16 protein-coding genes are annotated in these 15,329 nt (G+C 46.0%); 4 read left to right on the top strand and 12 right to left on the bottom strand.

Annotated elements, in window-relative coordinates; all coding sequences use genetic code 11:
• Positions 1-25: 25 nt before the first annotated feature.
• From MAR181_RS14940 to MAR181_RS14925, 4 genes are read right to left on the bottom strand one after another with little or no spacing between them, the layout of a single operon-like run.
• Positions 26-1,153, bottom strand: coding sequence for an ABC transporter permease (locus MAR181_RS14940; RefSeq protein ID WP_013797435.1), 1,128 nt, complete (start codon positions 1,151-1,153; stop codon positions 26-28).
• Positions 1,143-2,087, bottom strand: a complete 945-nt coding sequence (locus MAR181_RS14935) for an ABC transporter ATP-binding protein (RefSeq protein WP_013797434.1) — start codon at positions 2,085-2,087, stop codon at positions 1,143-1,145. Before MAR181_RS14935 ends, MAR181_RS14940 begins: the two co-directional genes overlap by 11 nt.
• A complete protein-coding gene (locus MAR181_RS14930; RefSeq protein ID WP_013797433.1) occupies positions 2,084-3,031 on the bottom strand; it encodes an HlyD family secretion protein in 948 nt (315 codons plus the stop codon). Before MAR181_RS14930 ends, MAR181_RS14935 begins: the two co-directional genes overlap by 4 nt.
• Positions 3,028-3,693, bottom strand: coding sequence for a TetR/AcrR family transcriptional regulator (locus MAR181_RS14925; protein ID WP_013797432.1), 666 nt, complete (start codon positions 3,691-3,693; stop codon positions 3,028-3,030). The genes MAR181_RS14930 and MAR181_RS14925 overlap by 4 nt, the downstream gene beginning before the upstream one ends.
• 376 nt (positions 3,694-4,069) lie before the next feature.
• Between MAR181_RS14925 and MAR181_RS14920 the strand changes: the two genes are divergently transcribed.
• The gene (locus MAR181_RS14920; RefSeq protein WP_013797431.1) at positions 4,070-4,921 is read left to right on the top strand and encodes an SDR family NAD(P)-dependent oxidoreductase; all 852 of its coding nucleotides are present in this window, start codon (positions 4,070-4,072) and stop codon (positions 4,919-4,921) included.
• On the opposite strand, the gene MAR181_RS14915 is transcribed toward MAR181_RS14920, so the two are convergent.
• Entirely contained in the window at positions 4,918-5,943 is a 1,026-nt protein-coding gene (locus MAR181_RS14915) for an alpha/beta hydrolase (RefSeq protein WP_013797430.1), read from the bottom strand. The genes MAR181_RS14920 and MAR181_RS14915 overlap by 4 nt on opposite strands.
• Positions 5,944-5,977: 34 nt before the next feature.
• Positions 5,978-6,265, bottom strand: a complete 288-nt coding sequence (locus tag MAR181_RS14910; protein WP_013797429.1) for an HlyU family transcriptional regulator — start codon at positions 6,263-6,265, stop codon at positions 5,978-5,980.
• 131 nt (positions 6,266-6,396) lie between these two features.
• On the opposite strand from MAR181_RS14910, the gene MAR181_RS14905 reads away from it, so the two are divergent.
• Positions 6,397-6,621 (top strand): VF530 family protein, encoded by a 225-nt coding sequence (locus MAR181_RS14905; protein WP_013797428.1) that lies wholly within the window; start codon positions 6,397-6,399, stop codon positions 6,619-6,621.
• A gap of 4 nt (positions 6,622-6,625) precedes the next feature.
• Here MAR181_RS14905 and MAR181_RS14900 read toward each other — a convergent pair whose 3' ends face one another.
• The 3 genes from MAR181_RS14900 to MAR181_RS14890 all read right to left on the bottom strand — a co-directional run bounded on the left by MAR181_RS14900 (position 6,626) and on the right by MAR181_RS14890 (position 9,192).
• A complete protein-coding gene (locus MAR181_RS14900; RefSeq protein WP_013797427.1) occupies positions 6,626-7,672 on the bottom strand; it encodes a GGDEF domain-containing protein in 1,047 nt (348 codons plus the stop codon).
• 80 nt (positions 7,673-7,752) lie between these two features.
• Positions 7,753-8,229: a LabA-like NYN domain-containing protein gene (locus MAR181_RS14895; RefSeq protein ID WP_013797426.1), complete on the bottom strand. Its 477-nt coding sequence runs from the start codon at positions 8,227-8,229 to the stop codon at positions 7,753-7,755.
• A 42-nt stretch (positions 8,230-8,271) separates the two neighbouring features.
• Positions 8,272-9,192: a hypothetical protein gene (locus MAR181_RS14890; RefSeq protein ID WP_144011254.1), complete on the bottom strand. Its 921-nt coding sequence runs from the start codon at positions 9,190-9,192 to the stop codon at positions 8,272-8,274.
• Positions 9,193-9,407: 215 nt separating this feature from the next.
• On the opposite strand from MAR181_RS14890, the gene MAR181_RS14885 reads away from it, so the two are divergent.
• Positions 9,408-10,691 (top strand): ribonuclease J, encoded by a 1,284-nt coding sequence (locus MAR181_RS14885; RefSeq protein WP_216086347.1) that lies wholly within the window; start codon positions 9,408-9,410, stop codon positions 10,689-10,691.
• On the opposite strand, the gene epmB is transcribed toward MAR181_RS14885, so the two are convergent.
• The gene (gene epmB, locus MAR181_RS14880) at positions 10,688-11,707 is read right to left on the bottom strand and encodes an EF-P beta-lysylation protein EpmB (RefSeq protein ID WP_013797423.1); all 1,020 of its coding nucleotides are present in this window, start codon (positions 11,705-11,707) and stop codon (positions 10,688-10,690) included. The genes MAR181_RS14885 and epmB overlap by 4 nt on opposite strands.
• Positions 11,708-11,901: 194 nt before the next feature.
• Between epmB and efp the strand changes: the two genes are divergently transcribed.
• On the top strand, positions 11,902-12,477 hold the full coding sequence (efp, locus tag MAR181_RS14875; protein ID WP_013797422.1) for an elongation factor P: 576 nt from the start codon (positions 11,902-11,904) through the stop codon (positions 12,475-12,477).
• 100 nt (positions 12,478-12,577) lie between these two features.
• On the opposite strand, the gene MAR181_RS14870 is transcribed toward efp, so the two are convergent.
• Together MAR181_RS14870 and MAR181_RS14865 are read right to left on the bottom strand one after the other, a co-directional pair.
• Entirely contained in the window at positions 12,578-14,188 is a 1,611-nt protein-coding gene (locus MAR181_RS14870; RefSeq protein WP_013797421.1) for a GMC family oxidoreductase, read from the bottom strand.
• Between the two features lie 121 nt (positions 14,189-14,309).
• Entirely contained in the window at positions 14,310-15,302 is a 993-nt protein-coding gene (locus tag MAR181_RS14865) for an NADP-dependent oxidoreductase (protein ID WP_013797420.1), read from the bottom strand.
• Between the last annotated feature and the right edge of the window lie 27 nt (positions 15,303-15,329).

The following is a 15,329-nucleotide window of genomic DNA, read 5'->3' as shown; positions in this document are numbered from 1 at the left end:
TACATAGTTATTGGACCGAAAATCATCATAAGGTCTTCTTAAAGCGTAATGATGCAATCACCATCCCGCCTAGGGTAAATAATCCCAGCCATATGGCATCTTTTCCCAATAATAAAAGGTTAGCATCTCGCAATGCGATGGCGCGAATCATGCGCATGAAATGCGTCACAGGTAAAGCTTCGGCAATCCATTGTGCTGCGATTGGCATGGCATCGTAGGGGAACATAAAGCCGGATAATAAAATTGAGGGTAAGAGGATGAAAATCGTCATCTGGGTGGCTTGAAGCTGAGTTTTGGCAATCGTAGACAGGACCAAACCTAGGGTTAAACTGGCAAAAATAAACAGCAGGGAGGCTCCCAATAACGACAGTAAGCTGCCTTTAATAGGCACTGAAAAAATCCAATGCCCCATACTCAAAATAATGGTCACTTGTAATATGCCGACTAAAACGTAAGGCACAATTTTGCCTATCATTAATTCTATTGGTCGAACGGGCGTGGTGATCAAGAACTCCATATTACCGTGTTCATTTTCTCTTACGATGGCCGCTGATGTGAACAGAATCATGGTCATCGTAAGGATAACGGCGACCAGACCAGGGACAATATTAACGACGGTCCTTTGTTCGGGGTTAAAGTATTGAACCACTTCAAAACTTGGCGTCGTTTGTATCACCGCGCGGTTGGCGATTTCGTCGAGGGGCATATTACGTAATGCTCGAATACTGGAGGCGATGACGGTATCAGAGCCGTCGACGATCCATTGGCCAATCGGCAAGGTGAGTTCAGAGCGGGTTTGCTGACGATCGTAATTTGGGTGAGTGAACAATCGACGCGTCATATCAGAGGGCAAATAGAGTACTGCTCGAATGTCGCCTTTAGTGATGGCCATCTCCGCGTCCTTTATGGACGGGTAGCGAGCGACAAAGTCGACCGATTGAGTGGCAAGCATCGCCTGTTCAATGGCGAGACTCTCTGACGTTTGACTGAGATCGACCAGTCCAACTGGGATGTGTCTTGCGTTGGTATTAATGGCGTAGCCAAACAACATAAGTTGTACGAGTGGAATCATCACAATCATGCCAAAGGTCATTCTGTCTCGAGACAGTTGCTTAAGCTCCTTGATGAAAATTGCGTAAATCCTAATCCACATGGCGATCTCCAGTACAGGTAACAAAGACGTCTTCAAGACTGGGGCGAGCCAATTGTGCATGTCGACCATCACTTAGTTGTGAAATGAATTCGACAGGATTGTGGATCCCTTTTTGGACTAAAACTCTAAGGTGAGCCCCAATCTGGGCGGTGGAGAGGATATTTGGATGCTGACCTAGGGTTTGTTTCAGTTGTCTCAATCCGCTACCACTGACTTCGACAACATTGGCTGGCATGGCGTCCATCAGGGCTTGAGGTGAGCCATCTGCTCGTTTCCTGCCTTCTTCCATTATCGCCAATGAATGGCAACGTTCGGCTTCGTCCATATAGTGAGTGGATACCAATATGGTGGTGCCTGCGGTGCAGAGGTCAAACAGCCTCTCCCAGAATTCTCGACGATTTTCAGGGTCTACGGCTGAGGTTGGTTCGTCGAGAAACAGCAATTCGGGTGAATGTAATGTGGCACAGGCTAAGGCAAGGCGTTGCTTTTGCCCGCCACTCATTGAACCTGCGAACTGTTTCGCTTGTTTTTCTAAATCGTACATGGCCAGAAGCTCCTCGATTCGGGCTTGCTTTCGACGGCCTGAGAAACCATAAATCGCAGCGACAAAAATCAGGTTTTCTTGCACGGTGAGGTTATCGTATAAAGAAAATTTTTGGGTCATGTAACCAATACGTGTTTTTAATGATTCTTCATGCCCTAAAAGAGGTTTCCCTAAGATGTTTATTTCGCCTTCAGTGGCTTCTAATAACCCTGTTAGTAGACGAATGCTGGTGGATTTGCCGCAACCATTAGGGCCAAGAAAGCCATAAATACGGCCTTTGGGAATACGTAAATCGAGTTTGTTAACGGCGACTTTTTCACCGAAGCGTTTTGTTAGCCCTTTTGCGTCAATGGCGTATTCTGTTTGTTGATAAGTCGTTGCTGAGTTCATGGCAGATGCACCTCAACGGCCAGCCCAGTCGGTAGTGCTTCTGCGTTCAGCAAATCAATGTCGGTTAGATACATCAAACGCGCTCTATCTCGTTCATTGAGGGCATAAAAAGGTGTATAAGCGGGTTGTGAACGGATATTACGAACGCGTCCTTGTAGGGAGGAGTCGAAGCCATCCACAAAAACCGCTACCGTATCGCCAATGTTGAGGTGAGTTAAGGCGCTGGCGGGTAAGTAAACTCGCGCATAAGGTTGGTGCGCTGAGAGTAAGCTGATGAGCTGAGTACCAGCAACGACACGATCACCTTGATGCCATGGCAAGGTATCAATAATGCCATCTGTTGGGGCCTTGATGGTGAGGTCTTGACGGGCTTTTTCTTGCCACACTAAGGCCGCTTGAGCGGCTTGAACTTTCGCGCTGGCTTGTGCGATGTCTTCTTCACGAGCACCGTTTTTGAGTTCTAGCCATTGATCATGCGCTTGCTGTGCTTTGGCTTTGGCGCTGTCTCTATTGGCTTTGGCTGTATCAAAATCGGCTTTTCCAACCACCTTGCTTTTAAACAGTTTACTGGCTCTTTGATATTTGAGTTCGGCTTCTTGGTTGGCCGCTTGGCTAGCCTTGAGCGCCGCAAGGGCGGCACTCAGTTGTTCTGGCCTGGTGCCTGAGATAAGTGCTTTTAGAGCGGCCTGAGCTTGTTTTAGTTCGGCGTTACGTTGCGCGACTAAGGCATTGGCGCTGCGTAAATCTAATTGTAATAACGGCTCACCTTGGTAAACCATTTGCCCTTCTGTTACATGAATCAAGGTGATTTGTTCTGATGCCGATGCGGATAAGCTGATTCTATCTCGCTCAATATTGCCCATTGCTCGATGACCATCTTCTGTTCGACAGGCGCTTAGCGTGGTGAATATTACGATTAACATACACAGACGAAAGGTTTTCATTTTGTTTGACCTTGTTTGGGTGTGGCTAAAGAAGCAAACAAACCTTGTTCCAGTAGGGTCTGATTATGATCGGCTAGGCTCAACAACCATTCTTCTTTGAGCTCTACTCCAAGTTGCTGTTGCAGGTACTTGGGTGCCAGCACGGGAAAGATCATTAGGCTGACAAAGCTCAGACGAATCCAGCCTGTATTGAGGTTAGGGTTGATCTGGTTTTGTTGTTGAAAATAGCGGATCCATTTTTCTGAGCCTTGAATGAGTTTATCTATGATGCCTGTTAAAACGCCAAATGCTTCGGGCTGATTCGGCTGACTAAGTGCCTGCAACATGAGTTTCGGGAGCATGGGATTCTTGGCAATCATGCGATAGTAGGTTTGCATTAACACCAATGGGTCTGGTGGCGAGTTGGGTGCTAGATTGGTTTGTAGTTGTTCAATAACAGGGGCAAGCGTTTCTTCTATTGTGGCTTCGAACAAGCCAGTTTTGGAGCCAAAGTAATAGCGAATCATTGCGGCATCTGCGTCAGCGGCTAGGGCGATTTTTCGCGTCGATACCTTGTCAAACCCTTGTTCTGAAAAACAGTGTTTGGCGGCGGTGATTAAACGGTTTCGAACCGACTGTCTATTATCATCTGATTGCGTTGGGCGGCCGATCTTGGTGGTCATTTTTTGCTCCCAGTATTTTTTCCTCTAGTGATGAATAATAGGCTATTTGACCTTAACGGGTTACCAAGATAATTCTTCATTCAGCTCGAAAATGAAGAATTTTTTATGACCAAAAGAGGTGTGATGTAATGGCTTTTATCGTCATTTTAAAGGCTGCTGTACACTTCAACTCATCAGAGTTCGGCTGGTTAACGGTACTCTTCAAACGACATGAATGACACATAATGATGGCCATTGATTAGATTGGTAAGTGATGCACATCAATGAGTTGGTTAGGTTTGAAGTGAGCAGGGAAGACTCGAGCAAGAAGTGGCGAGACTGTACTTTTTAAAAATGCATTTGTTACTATGCTAAAAACCCTTTTGGAACACACATTATGACCACCATACAGAGCATGAAATTTTCGATTTTGATCACAGGTTGTTCCAGTGGCATAGGCTTGGAAGCGGCGCGAATGCTGCAAGAGCGAAACTTCTTGGTGGTCGCCAGCTGTCGTCAGGAAAAGGACATTGCCGCGATCAAGGAGCAGGGAATTCAACATGTTGTTCAGTTGGATTTGGCGGATTCAGCGTCTATTGAAAAAGGCTTAACAAAGGCACTTGAGATAACCGGCGGGCATTTATTTGCCCTTTTTAATAATGGTGCTTATGGTCAGCCTGGGGCGGTGGAAGACTTGCCTGTTGAAGCGTTACGGACTCAATTCGAATCGAATGTGTTTGGTACACATGATCTGACTACTCGGGTTATCAAGCTGATGCTGGCACAGGGCTACGGTCGGATTGTACAAAACAGTTCGGTACTTGGGTTGGTCGCAGCCCCTTTTCGTGGCGCTTACAATGCCAGTAAGTTTGCTTTAGAAGGTTTGACAGATACTCTCAGATTAGAGCTTGCTGATACGCCGATTAAAATCAGTTTGATCGAGCCTGGGCCAATTGAAAGTCGTTTTCGTGCTAATGCTTTACAGGCATTAAAAGACAACATTGATATAGTGGCCAGCCGCCATCAGCAAGGTTATCAAGAGGCGATTGCTCGATTGAGTAAAGAAGGCGTGACCTCTTCTCAGACTTTGCCGGCCAGCGCGGTGGTGAAGAAGCTGATTCATGCTTTGGAATCGCCACGTCCGAAAGCTCGTTACTATGTGACGACGCCCACTTATGCTGCGGTGGTGATGAAACGCATTTTGCCAACTTGTTTATTGGATTGGGTGATGCGTCGCCAAGGCAGTTAATGGGATTTGCTTTTGGCTTGGGTTAGTTGCCCAAGCCATTCATCCAAGGCGTGTAAATACTCACTTCTGGCGGTTTCATGAGATAAATACAAGTCATGAAAGCCTTTATCAATTATCACTTGGGTAAGGTTTTGAAAGCTCTTTTCGGCGGCTTGTTTCATGCTCTCTACATCCAACACACCGTCGCCTTGTTGAGTCTCTTCAACGCTGTCTTTGCCAATGGTGCTGATTCTGGAATGACAAAGTAGCGTTGGGATGCTGAGGCTTTTCTGCGCTAGGTTGCGTTGTGCCTGAATGATTTCTCTTAGCCAATGGAAAGAGAAGTTGAATCCCTCAGCCGGTTTCCAATCCAACCGGTAATCCCATTCTCCGCCAAACCGTTGGTGTAATGTTTTGGCGTAAATAGTGGCCTTTTTGGCCTTTATAAAATAAAAAGGTAACAGGGATACGATGATTCGAATGGGCCAGTGGATGCGATTCAAAATGACTGGTGGAAAGGGCAGAGCTAAAAAAGGGCTGTTTAACATTAAACCGATGACTTCTGGAAACGGCATTTGATAGTGATTTTCGCGCTCAGCCAATTTGTAAGGCTGGGCCAAATACGTCGAGACCACGAGACCACCGGTTGAGTGACCTAATATCACCACTTGTTCGACACCATCTTGCTTCATGGTGGCCAAAGCGATGTCCAAGTCTTGGCCATATTGCTCAATCGAGTCACACCAATTTGGCGGTGTGGAAGGCCGTATAGAGCGCCCATAACCTTGTAAATCCAAGGCATAAAAGCGATAGCCAAGTGCAATAAAGTGTTCCGCTAAGCCTGTCTGAAAAAAATAATCCGTATAGCCATGTACATATAAAATGGCTTTGGCTGATTGTTGTTCGTCTAGGTGGTGAATAAGAGTGGTATGAACTTGCGTTTTTGGGCCTGGAAAAGCAAATGTACGGGCATAAAAGCGGTCGCCCAATAGGTCTTCACCCTGTTTAACAAGACGCCAGTGTTGTCCTATTGGTACATTCATGATGCCATTCCCATAAGGTTTATATGAATATGCTTTAGTTAAACAGGTTTTTGCCCAGCTGGTCGATGGTTAACTTGGCTTTGCGAATGGTGATTTCGATGCATTCATCACGGTTTGGCATTAAGTCAGAGCGAATGAATTTGTGCATTTTTTGCTCTTCACCTTCACCTAAGGTGATGGTCGCTGCCACGCGAAATTGACCACCGTCTTGCATCGGCGCTGGCACAATTTGGTAACCATTGTACTCAATCGCTTCTTCGGTTTTCGCAGGGGCCGCTTCGCCGCCAGAAAATAGCCCTTTTAGAGCAGATAAAATACCCATTTGTTTCTTCTCCTAATTGTTATGATGGTTATTCTTCTGGGATTTGTCTCATTAGTCAATTCCGATTGTGTCTGATGTGTCTCAAACTTGAGTGAAATTCAGTTATACTCTTAGTTGATTGAAATAAGGTGATGAAATTGAAAGAGAAACAAGACAATAACCCTCTTCATGGGGTGACATTGGAAACCATAGTAACCGATCTGCAGGCCCATTTTGGATGGCAAGAGTTGTCTTTTTTAGTGAACATTAACTGCTTTAAAAAAGACCCATCGGTTAAATCGAGTTTAAAGTTTTTGCGTCGGACGCCTTGGGCTCGTGAAAAGGTCGAAGCGCTTTACATCAACACCTTTCATTAGTGGGTTAATTGATTTCATCCTCTAGGTCGCTGTGATGGACCAGATTACGACCTTTATGTTTTGCCGAATAAAGGTTTTTATCGGCGGCTTTTAGGAATTTATGGAATGAATGTCCTTGATTGAGCTTCGCAATACCAATACTGACGGTAATTCTGATTTGGTGATGATTGGCCCGAAAGACGCTGTTTTCGACTCGAATACGTATATTTTCGGCAAAATCATAAGCTTGGATAGCAGACGCATCATTAAGGATAATGAGGAATTCCTCACCGCCAATGCGATACACACTGTCTTTATCGGCATAAAATTGCAGTAGTTCGGTTAATTCGATGAGCACCTGATCGCCTACTTCGTGACCGCATTTATCATTTACCGTTTTGAAAAAATCAATGTCCACGATGAGCAGTCGGGTGGCCCATTCAGTATCAATGTAAATGTTTTGCGCCTGACGATTAAAATGATCGAAGAAGAGTTTTAAGGCGTGGCGATTTTTGGCGCCTGTTAATGGGTCTTCAAACGCCATTTTGGCCAGTAATTGGTTGTTTTTTGTTTGCTGTAGTTCATAGAGATAGCAGACGCCGTAGACCATGAAGTAAGACAGTACAAAGTTCAGAATGGAGCGATATTGGATAAAATTGTCTGTCTCTGATCGATAGAAAATAATAAAGATGGCTGGAAAAGACGCCAAAATAGTGTAGCAAAGTCCTGCTGTCGCGCCGCCAAGCAAACAGAAAATAGCGGGCAATACAATAAGCCAGTAGATGGCTCCTGCTCTCAAGTCGGAAAAGGCAAAGGCCAGAATGGCGGTACAACAAAGGGTGATAATAAAAACATGCCGATGCCAAGCTTTGCTTTTATTGTGATATGACACCCAGAAAAAATAAAAGTAAAGCGCAGCGAGTGCAATTTGAATCGTGCCTAAGGTTCTTTGCTCTAACACACAGTTATTGAGTAGGCAGAAAAACAGAACAATGATGCCAGTACTTAAGCTCAGCCATTTGTGAAGCGTGTTACGAGTCGCGTTAAATATGGAGTTGGTAACAGGGCTCATTTATCTACATCTCAAAAGAAAAACAAGGACGATCGAATGTGAGCGTCATATTCTCCCTTAAAAGACTAGATGAGTTTGACTTATTTTAGTAACAAATTGTTATCAATTGGGGTGAAGTGAGTGGCGGCTTGAATCAAAGACTGAGCGGTGAGAGCTTCTACGCCATAGACTTCTACTTTGGTATGGTGTTTTTCCGTTAGTGTTTTTGCCAATAAATCAAAATCGCCATCGCCTGAGGCCAGTACTAATACATCTGAGTTCATACCATATTCAAGCGCATCAATCGTGATGCCGACGTCCCAGTCACCTTTTGCGGAACCATCAGAGCGTTGGATGAAGGGTTTGAGTTTTACCTCAAAACCAATGGCGCGCAAAATATTTTGAAATTGACGCTGCTTTTCATCTCCACGATCAATGGCATACGCGATGGCTTTGACCACTTGTCTATCGGCGGTTACTTGTCGCCAAAAGGCATTATAGTCAAAGGAGCGGCCAAAGCTGTGGCGGGTGGTGTAATAAATATTTTGAACGTCGACTAAGATGGTCACGTTTTGCATTGGAAGCTCCTATATGGCTTGATTTGTGATTTAAGCCACTGATTAGTTGGCTAGCAAGGTGACCTTTAGCTTGGCTTGTCGTGCCAACATTTTTTGCTCCGCGATTAAAGCCAATTGCTTTAAATTCATTGCCTCGTTTGGTGAAAATGTCAGAGACACTTGTGTCGGGTTTAACAAATATTGGTCGAGTGTACGAGCTAGGGCCAGAGCGTTAGAAGTGCCTTGAGGAGCAAGTTTGAGCTGATCCATCAAATGCTCCAGCTTGGCGATTCGCCACTCTCTTAAGCGTTGCGGCCAGTCACCAGAAAGGTGTTGAGCCAATCCTGTATCTTGGTATGTGACGCTTAGCTGGTCAATGCTTAGCTGTTCCCCATAGAGATATAAAACGGCTTCGGGCTGACCTAGGGCCACAGACGCTAACAAATCAGTACGAAGATCCACTAATGAGAGATCCTGTGTGGCGAGTTGAGTGTGGCTGATGAGGTCTAGCTTACCGGCGTCTTTGATGTCTAAATTCAGATGAGATTGTAAGATATCGCCGTCCAGAGTCGACTGAAAAGAGCCCTTGCCTAAGACTTGCTCGAGTCCCGCTTGTCGGAACCAGGCCGCCGTGTCTCGTGAGAGCTGATCAACGGGTGTGTCTTTTATCCAGAAATCCACGTCTAAATTAGGTTGCTTGAATAGGTATGAGTTAAACGAAATACGAGCAAAGTTGAGCCAAGGTGCAGATTTGAGACCAAAGCGCACGTTTTCCAGTGATGGCGTTAAGGTAAATGGGTCAAGATGCACCGAGTCGTATTCGATAAAGGCTTTTAACCCTGCTGCGGTAATACGTTGTTGGATTTTTTCTTCGGCGTATTCGGCGCCAAACTTTTGGATCAAATACAGAGCGAAAATGGCGACACAGGCCGCGAGAATTAAAAAAGAGACAGCCTTCGCCATCTTGGACATGAAATTATTCAAACTTATTTTCCATTGTGATGCGTATGTAAATTAGCTGCAACATAATCCCAACAAGAGATGTTGGCAGACAGGCTGTGATCTTATCGGAAAGTACGTAGTATAGGGAAGGTATCGCTTATTATTCTAGACCAACTGAGGAGGTTGTTATCCGTCATTTAGTACCATCGCCGCAAGATTTATGGTTTTTACCGTTAGGTGGGACAGGTGAAATCGGCATGAACATGAATCTTTATGGGCATGACGGGCAATGGTTGATGGTGGATTGCGGCGTGTCTTTTAATGAACCTTTATCACCTCAAGATGCGCTGACATCGGAAGTGGTTAGTGCGGATCCTCGCTTTATCAGTGAACAGAAAGAGCGCCTCGCTGGCATGGTGATTACGCATGCTCATGAAGACCATATCGGGGCTGTGCCTTACCTATGGCGGCGCTTTAAATGTGCTGTTTACACAACTCGTTTTACCGCTGAAGTATTGCGTCGTAAATTGGCTCAAGTTGGCCTAGAACAAGACGTGCCAATTATCATTGTCGATGATGGTGAGAGCAAACAGATTGGTCCGTTTCAGGTCACCTGGCTGGCTTTGACCCATTCCATGCCTGATGCCTTCTCAGTGACCATTGAGACGCCAGCTGGACGAGTATTTCATACTGGTGATTGGAAAATCGACAAACAACCTGTGGTTGGAGAAGGCTTTGTTGCCAGTCGCTTTAGTGCGCTGGCCAAGCAAAATATGCTCGCCATGGTGTGCGATTCAACCAATGCCCTGCAAGCAGGTCATTCTGTTTCCGAAAGTGACTGTTATCAGGGCTTGTTGGCAGCCATCAAAGAGGAAAAAAATCGCGTTGTGGTCGGCTGCTTTAGCAGTAATCTGGCGCGTTTGGTGTCGCTTGGACGAGTGGCACAAGAAACCGGGCGTTACTTGGCGTTAATCGGTCGTTCACTTTTGAATATGGTGAGTATCGCTCGTGTCACTGGCCATTGGCCTGAGGATTTGCCTTTAATCGATGCCGCGCATATTGGCTATTTACCGAGAGAAGAAGTGTTGGCGGTGGCGACAGGCAGTCAAGGTGAACCAAGAGCAACCTTAAACCGTTTGGCCGCGAATAACTGTTTTGATTTGACGCTGGAGGCCGATGATCTGGTGCTCTTTTCTGCCATGATGATTCCTGGCAATGAAAACGACATCATGCGTTTGGTTGGTCAATTTAAAGGACAAAACATTCGCACATTACAACAGCAGGATACGAATCTAGCGATTCATGTGAGTGGCCACCCATATCAGGATGAATTGCGACAACTGTATTCTTGGGTGCAGCCAGAAGTCGCGATTCCTGTTCATGGGGAGGCCGCCCATTTAGCGGCAAACGCAGAGGTGGCGAAAGCTAGCCATGTACCAAGACAGCTGGTTGGACAAAATGGCGACTTGTATCAGCTTGCCCCGAATGTCACCGTGATACGCCAAGCCGTAAAAACGGGCCGAATTGCTTTACTGCGTTAATTCGATTCAAAGATCGGCGCAAACACCGTTTTGGCGGCTTTTCCGGGAATCTCTTTCGCGAGTCTTGGTACTAAATAGCCGGGTAGCTCTGCGGCGACTTTGCCCATTAGCTTCTGCGCTGCTTCAACGGAAATGTCGAAATGCGCCGCGCCTGCAACGGGGTCGAGTGTAAACAGGTAATAAGGCAGAATACCGGCCGAGAAAACCGCTTCGCTTAAATCCACTTGCGCTTGGACCGTATCATTAATGCCCTTTAGCAGCACGCCTTGATTCAATAAAGTGACGCCGATTTTTTTGAGTTTAAAGGCGGCGTCAATTACCTCTTGATCGACCTCATTGGCATGATTGATGTGCCACACCATGACAATGTCTAAACGGCTTTGTGAGAAACGGGTTAGCAAGGCATCGCAAATGCGGGCAGGGATCACCACTGGAAGACGAGAATGAATGCGTAAGCGTTTGATTTGCGGTAAGGCTTCTAACTTGAGCAGCTTATCCGCCAGTAAAGAGTCCTTCATCATCAGTGGGTCACCGCCACTCAAAATGACTTCATTTATCTCCGGGTGGGCTCGTAAATAGTCGATCACACTTTGCCATTCAGCTTGCGCTAATTGGTTGTCACCATATGGAAAATGGCGGCGGAAACAATAGCGACAGTTTACCGCACAGGTGCCTGTGGTAATGACCAGTAAACGGCGTTTGTACTTATGCACAATGGCTTTTTGTGGTGTGTGATCGGCTTCTTCTAATGGATCCGCAGTGTAGCCTGAAACGGTTTGCATTTCGAAAGGGCTGGGGAGAATCTGTTTTAACAAGGGGTCGTTAGGGTTACCGTACTCGATGCGTGATAAATAAGGACGAGGCACTAACAGACGAAAACTATGGTGTGCTGCCATGCCTTGGGTGATCAAGTTTTTTGGTAACCCTAAGTGGTCAATTAGCTCGGCTAAGGAAGTAATCGCCTGAGTAAGGTGCTCAGGCCAAGTTAGCGTCTGTTCGGTTTGAATTGGTATCACGTCAAATATCTGCAAAATTGAGTTAATTTAGGTTATGATTGCGCCAACGAATTTCGGCCAATGAGGCCTTTGGCTCATAAAGATCTCTGCAAACGCTACTTTATAACGAATCGTATAAAAACGTTTGCAGAGATCTTAGACTGACATGATACGCCAGTCAGAGCTTTTTCTCTAAACATATACGGTGAGGATGTATGGCTAATATTTCAACTAGCGACATGCGCGGCGGCACAAAAGTAATGGTCGATGGCGATCCATGTGCAGTTTTGGATAATGAACACGTGAAACCTGGTAAAGGCCAAGCCTTTAACCGTTTAAAGTTGCGTAATCTTAAAACCGGTCGTGTATGGGAACGTACCTTTAAGTCGGGCGATACCTTAGAAGCGGCTGATGTAATGGATACCGACATGGAATATCTATACACAGACGGTGAGTTCTGGCATTTCATGGCAATAGATGGTTCTTTTGAACAGCATGCCGCAGATGAAAATGCCATTGCCGATACGAAGAATTGGCTGAAGGAACAAGAGAAATACGTTGTGACTTTATACAATGGCGCGCCATTAGCAGTAACGCCACCTAACTTCATTGAACTAGAAGTAGTTGATACGGATCCTGGTGTAAAAGGCGATACGGCGAACGGTGGTTCTAAACCAGCGTTCTTAACCACAGGCGCAATGGTTCGCGTGCCTCTTTTCATCAACATTGGTGAAGTACTTCGTGTTGATACTCGCAGTGGTGAATACGTTTCACGTGCGACTGGCAAATAATAACAATCTAATAAGATTGGATTGAAAAGGGGAAGCCAATGGCTTCCCCTTTTTTGTGGGTTAAGTCCGTACTATTTTGGGATGAAATACTATTTTTGGGTTATGTATTAAGGGTAGTTGTATTGTGCTTGGCTTGAATGCTGTCAACCGCTTTGCTGGCTATGGCTAAGGTCGCAGCAGTAGTATTGCCACTGACGAGGGTCGGCATGATGGCGGCATCAATGACTCTGAGGTTGTCTATGCCGATGACTTTAAGTGTTTCATCAACGACGGACATCGAGTCTGTGCCCATCTTACAGGTGCCAACAGGGTGATAGATGCTTTCCGCATGCTGTCGTATGTAATCCATTTTTTGGGCGTTACTGAGTGTCTGTTGTTCTGGTAGCCAGGCTTGTTTAGAGAAGGTTTTTAAGCTGGTTTGTTGCAGTATGTCGTTGGCACAATCAAAGGCACGTAACATGCCGTTCATGTCTTCTTCTGCGCTCAAATAGTTAGGGTCGATCAGTGGCGCATCAAACGGTGATCGGGATTGCAGGCAAATGTGGCCACGACTTTCGGGACGCAGCAGACAAGCACGAAGGGTGTAACCATAATGCATAGTGGTTGGCCATAAGTTTAACCCATGATCTACCTCGACGGCGGGCAAAAAGTGCAATTGCACATCCGGTCGTAAGTTGTCTTCTTCTGTGGCCACGAAAGCACCTGCTTCGGCTATGTTTGATGTTAGCAAGCCGCGTCGTTTTGGGTATTGCGAAAGGGCTTTGAGGCCAGCCGGTAAAAAACTTGGATGGAAAGAAATACTGGATTTAGATTGATCGAGATGAATGAGACTGATGTCCAAATGGTCTTGTAGATTTTGTCCAACGCCTTCCAGTTGATGTTCCACATGAATGCCATGACGGATTAATTCCGCTTTAGGACCAATGCCAGATAGCATGAGGATCTGTGGACTATGGATGGCGCCAGCTGACAGTAATACTTCTTTGTCCGCCTTGAGAAAATGAGACTTTCCTTGCTTATGATACAGAACACCAATGGCACGTTTGTCTTGTAGCTGAATCTTTTCTACTTGTGCGTGAGAAATAATGGTTAAATTTGGACGTGCTTTAGCGTCATTAAGAAACGCATGTGCGGCACTGCAGCGTTGTCCTCGATTTTGCATGACATCATAAAAGCCAGTTCCCAATTGTTGTGCGCTATTGAAGTCTTCGTTAAGAGGTAGGCCATACTCCTGACAAGCGGCGACAAAAGCATGAGATAAAGTGTGTTTGTGTCGCAGGGCCTGTACCTGCAGTTCACCATCAGTGCCATGCCAAGTATTTTCCCCTTGATGATAGGCTTCCATTTTTTTGAAGTGGGGAAGTAAATTCTGGTAATCCCAACCGTTTACGCCATGCTTTTGCCAGTCGTCAAAATCTTCCGCTTGGCCGCGGGTATAACACATGGCATTGATGGCTGTGCTGCCGCCAAGCCCTTTGCCTCTAGGCCAAAATAGGCAACGGTTATCCAATTGAGATTGAGGCTGAGTTCGCAGTGACCAGTTGAATTTTTGGCTGCGCATTAATCCTATGATGCCAGCTGGAATCTTGACCAAAGGATGCTGGTTCTGACCGCCAGCTTCCAGCAAGGTCACTTGTTGGTGTGGGTCTTTTGACAAGCGTTCGGCCAGCAGGCAACCTGCTGCCCCGCCACCTATGATGATGTAATCCATATAAAGCACTCGTGTTGTTATTGGTATCGCGCTAAAGGATTGATGTTACCTTATGTTTGTTCATGACAGAATAAAAAAGGGAAACCAAAATGGTTTCCCTTGGGGTTAGGGCGGCGAGAAATTACAGCTCAACGATTAGCTTGCCCTGGTTTTTACCTTCAAACAGTAAGTTGATTCCGCTGGTGGCACTTTCGATGCCGTATAGCACATGAGCGCGATATTTCAGTTCGCCTTTTGCTAGCATGGCACCCAATGCTTGACCGTATTCCGGAATGCGGTGGAAGTGATCTGGCATGGTGAAGCCCTGTATGGTTAAGCGACGCTTGATGATACCTACCCAGCTTGGTCCAGGAGCCGGTTCTGCTTTCTGGTAATCAGCAATCAAACCACATACCGCAATGCGACCGTGGGGATTCATGCGATCAAAAATTGGGGCTTGTGCAGTACCGCCCGTATTTTCAAAAAAGAGATCAATGCCATTCGGAGTCGCTTGTTCTAATTGCGTCACAAAGTCCGCGTCTTTGTAGTTGATGGCATGGTCAAAGCCCAGTTCACTGGTCAGCCATTGGCACTTTTCATCAGAACCGGCCACACCGATGACGGTGAGCCCCATGTTTTTAGCCATTTGGCCAACCAGAGAGCCCACAGACCCTGCCGCTGCTGTGATGATAAGCGTCTGGCCTGCTTCAGGCTTTAGCACCTCAAATACACCGTGATAGGCGGTAATGCCGGGTAATGCGATCACTGAAAGAATGGCCTCTGCCGGCACCTCTTTTGGAATCTGATTGAGATTATCGCCATTACTGATGACGTATTCGGTTAATCCCATCAACCCCATTACACGACTGCCAACGGGGAAATTGGCATTTTCAGAGGCCACTACGTCACCAATGCCGCTGGCACGCATGGTGTCGCCTAATTTTACTGGAGGAATATAGCTGTTTTCGTCAGGGCTCATCCAGCCACGCATTGCTGGGTCTAATGATAAATGTGTTAGTTTTACTAATACTTCACCTTCCGAAGGTTGAGGTATGGCTTGCGTGACCACGTCAAACAGATCTTCTGTGATTTCCAGCTCAGGACGTTTAACGAGCTTAATTGAGCGATAAGACATGTAATATTCTCCTTGTATTAATTGCTA

Origin of the sequence: Marinomonas posidonica IVIA-Po-181 (assembly GCF_000214215.1) — a bacterium.
Lineage (GTDB): Bacteria > Pseudomonadota > Gammaproteobacteria > Pseudomonadales > Marinomonadaceae > Marinomonas > Marinomonas posidonica.
Note: the sequence above shows the minus strand (reverse complement) of the source record. Positions and strands in the feature narration are given on the sequence as shown.

Excerpts from the sequence above, each read along its gene's own strand:
- MAR181_RS14900 (WP_013797427.1), bottom strand. The coding sequence starts at position 7,672 with ATGAGCCCTGTTACCAACTCCATATTTAACGCGACTCGTAACACGCTT.
- MAR181_RS14920 (WP_013797431.1), top strand. The coding sequence starts at position 4,070 with ATGACCACCATACAGAGCATGAAATTTTCGATTTTGATCACAGGTTGT.
- MAR181_RS14895 (WP_013797426.1), bottom strand. The coding sequence starts at position 8,229 with ATGCAAAACGTGACCATCTTAGTCGACGTTCAAAATATTTATTACACC.
- MAR181_RS14905 (WP_013797428.1), top strand. The coding sequence starts at position 6,397 with ATGAAATTGAAAGAGAAACAAGACAATAACCCTCTTCATGGGGTGACA.
- MAR181_RS14930 (WP_013797433.1), bottom strand. The coding sequence starts at position 3,031 with ATGAAAACCTTTCGTCTGTGTATGTTAATCGTAATATTCACCACGCTA.
- MAR181_RS14935 (WP_013797434.1), bottom strand. The coding sequence starts at position 2,087 with ATGAACTCAGCAACGACTTATCAACAAACAGAATACGCCATTGACGCA.
- MAR181_RS14910 (WP_013797429.1), bottom strand. The coding sequence starts at position 6,265 with ATGGGTATTTTATCTGCTCTAAAAGGGCTATTTTCTGGCGGCGAAGCG.
- MAR181_RS14865 (WP_013797420.1), bottom strand. The coding sequence starts at position 15,302 with ATGTCTTATCGCTCAATTAAGCTCGTTAAACGTCCTGAGCTGGAAATC.
- MAR181_RS14940 (WP_013797435.1), bottom strand. The coding sequence starts at position 1,153 with ATGTGGATTAGGATTTACGCAATTTTCATCAAGGAGCTTAAGCAACTG.
- MAR181_RS14915 (WP_013797430.1), bottom strand. The coding sequence starts at position 5,943 with ATGAATGTACCAATAGGACAACACTGGCGTCTTGTTAAACAGGGTGAA.
- MAR181_RS14870 (WP_013797421.1), bottom strand. The coding sequence starts at position 14,188 with ATGGATTACATCATCATAGGTGGCGGGGCAGCAGGTTGCCTGCTGGCC.
- MAR181_RS14885 (WP_216086347.1), top strand. The coding sequence starts at position 9,408 with ATGAACATGAATCTTTATGGGCATGACGGGCAATGGTTGATGGTGGAT.
- MAR181_RS14925 (WP_013797432.1), bottom strand. The coding sequence starts at position 3,693 with ATGACCACCAAGATCGGCCGCCCAACGCAATCAGATGATAATAGACAG.
- efp (WP_013797422.1), top strand. The coding sequence starts at position 11,902 with ATGGCTAATATTTCAACTAGCGACATGCGCGGCGGCACAAAAGTAATG.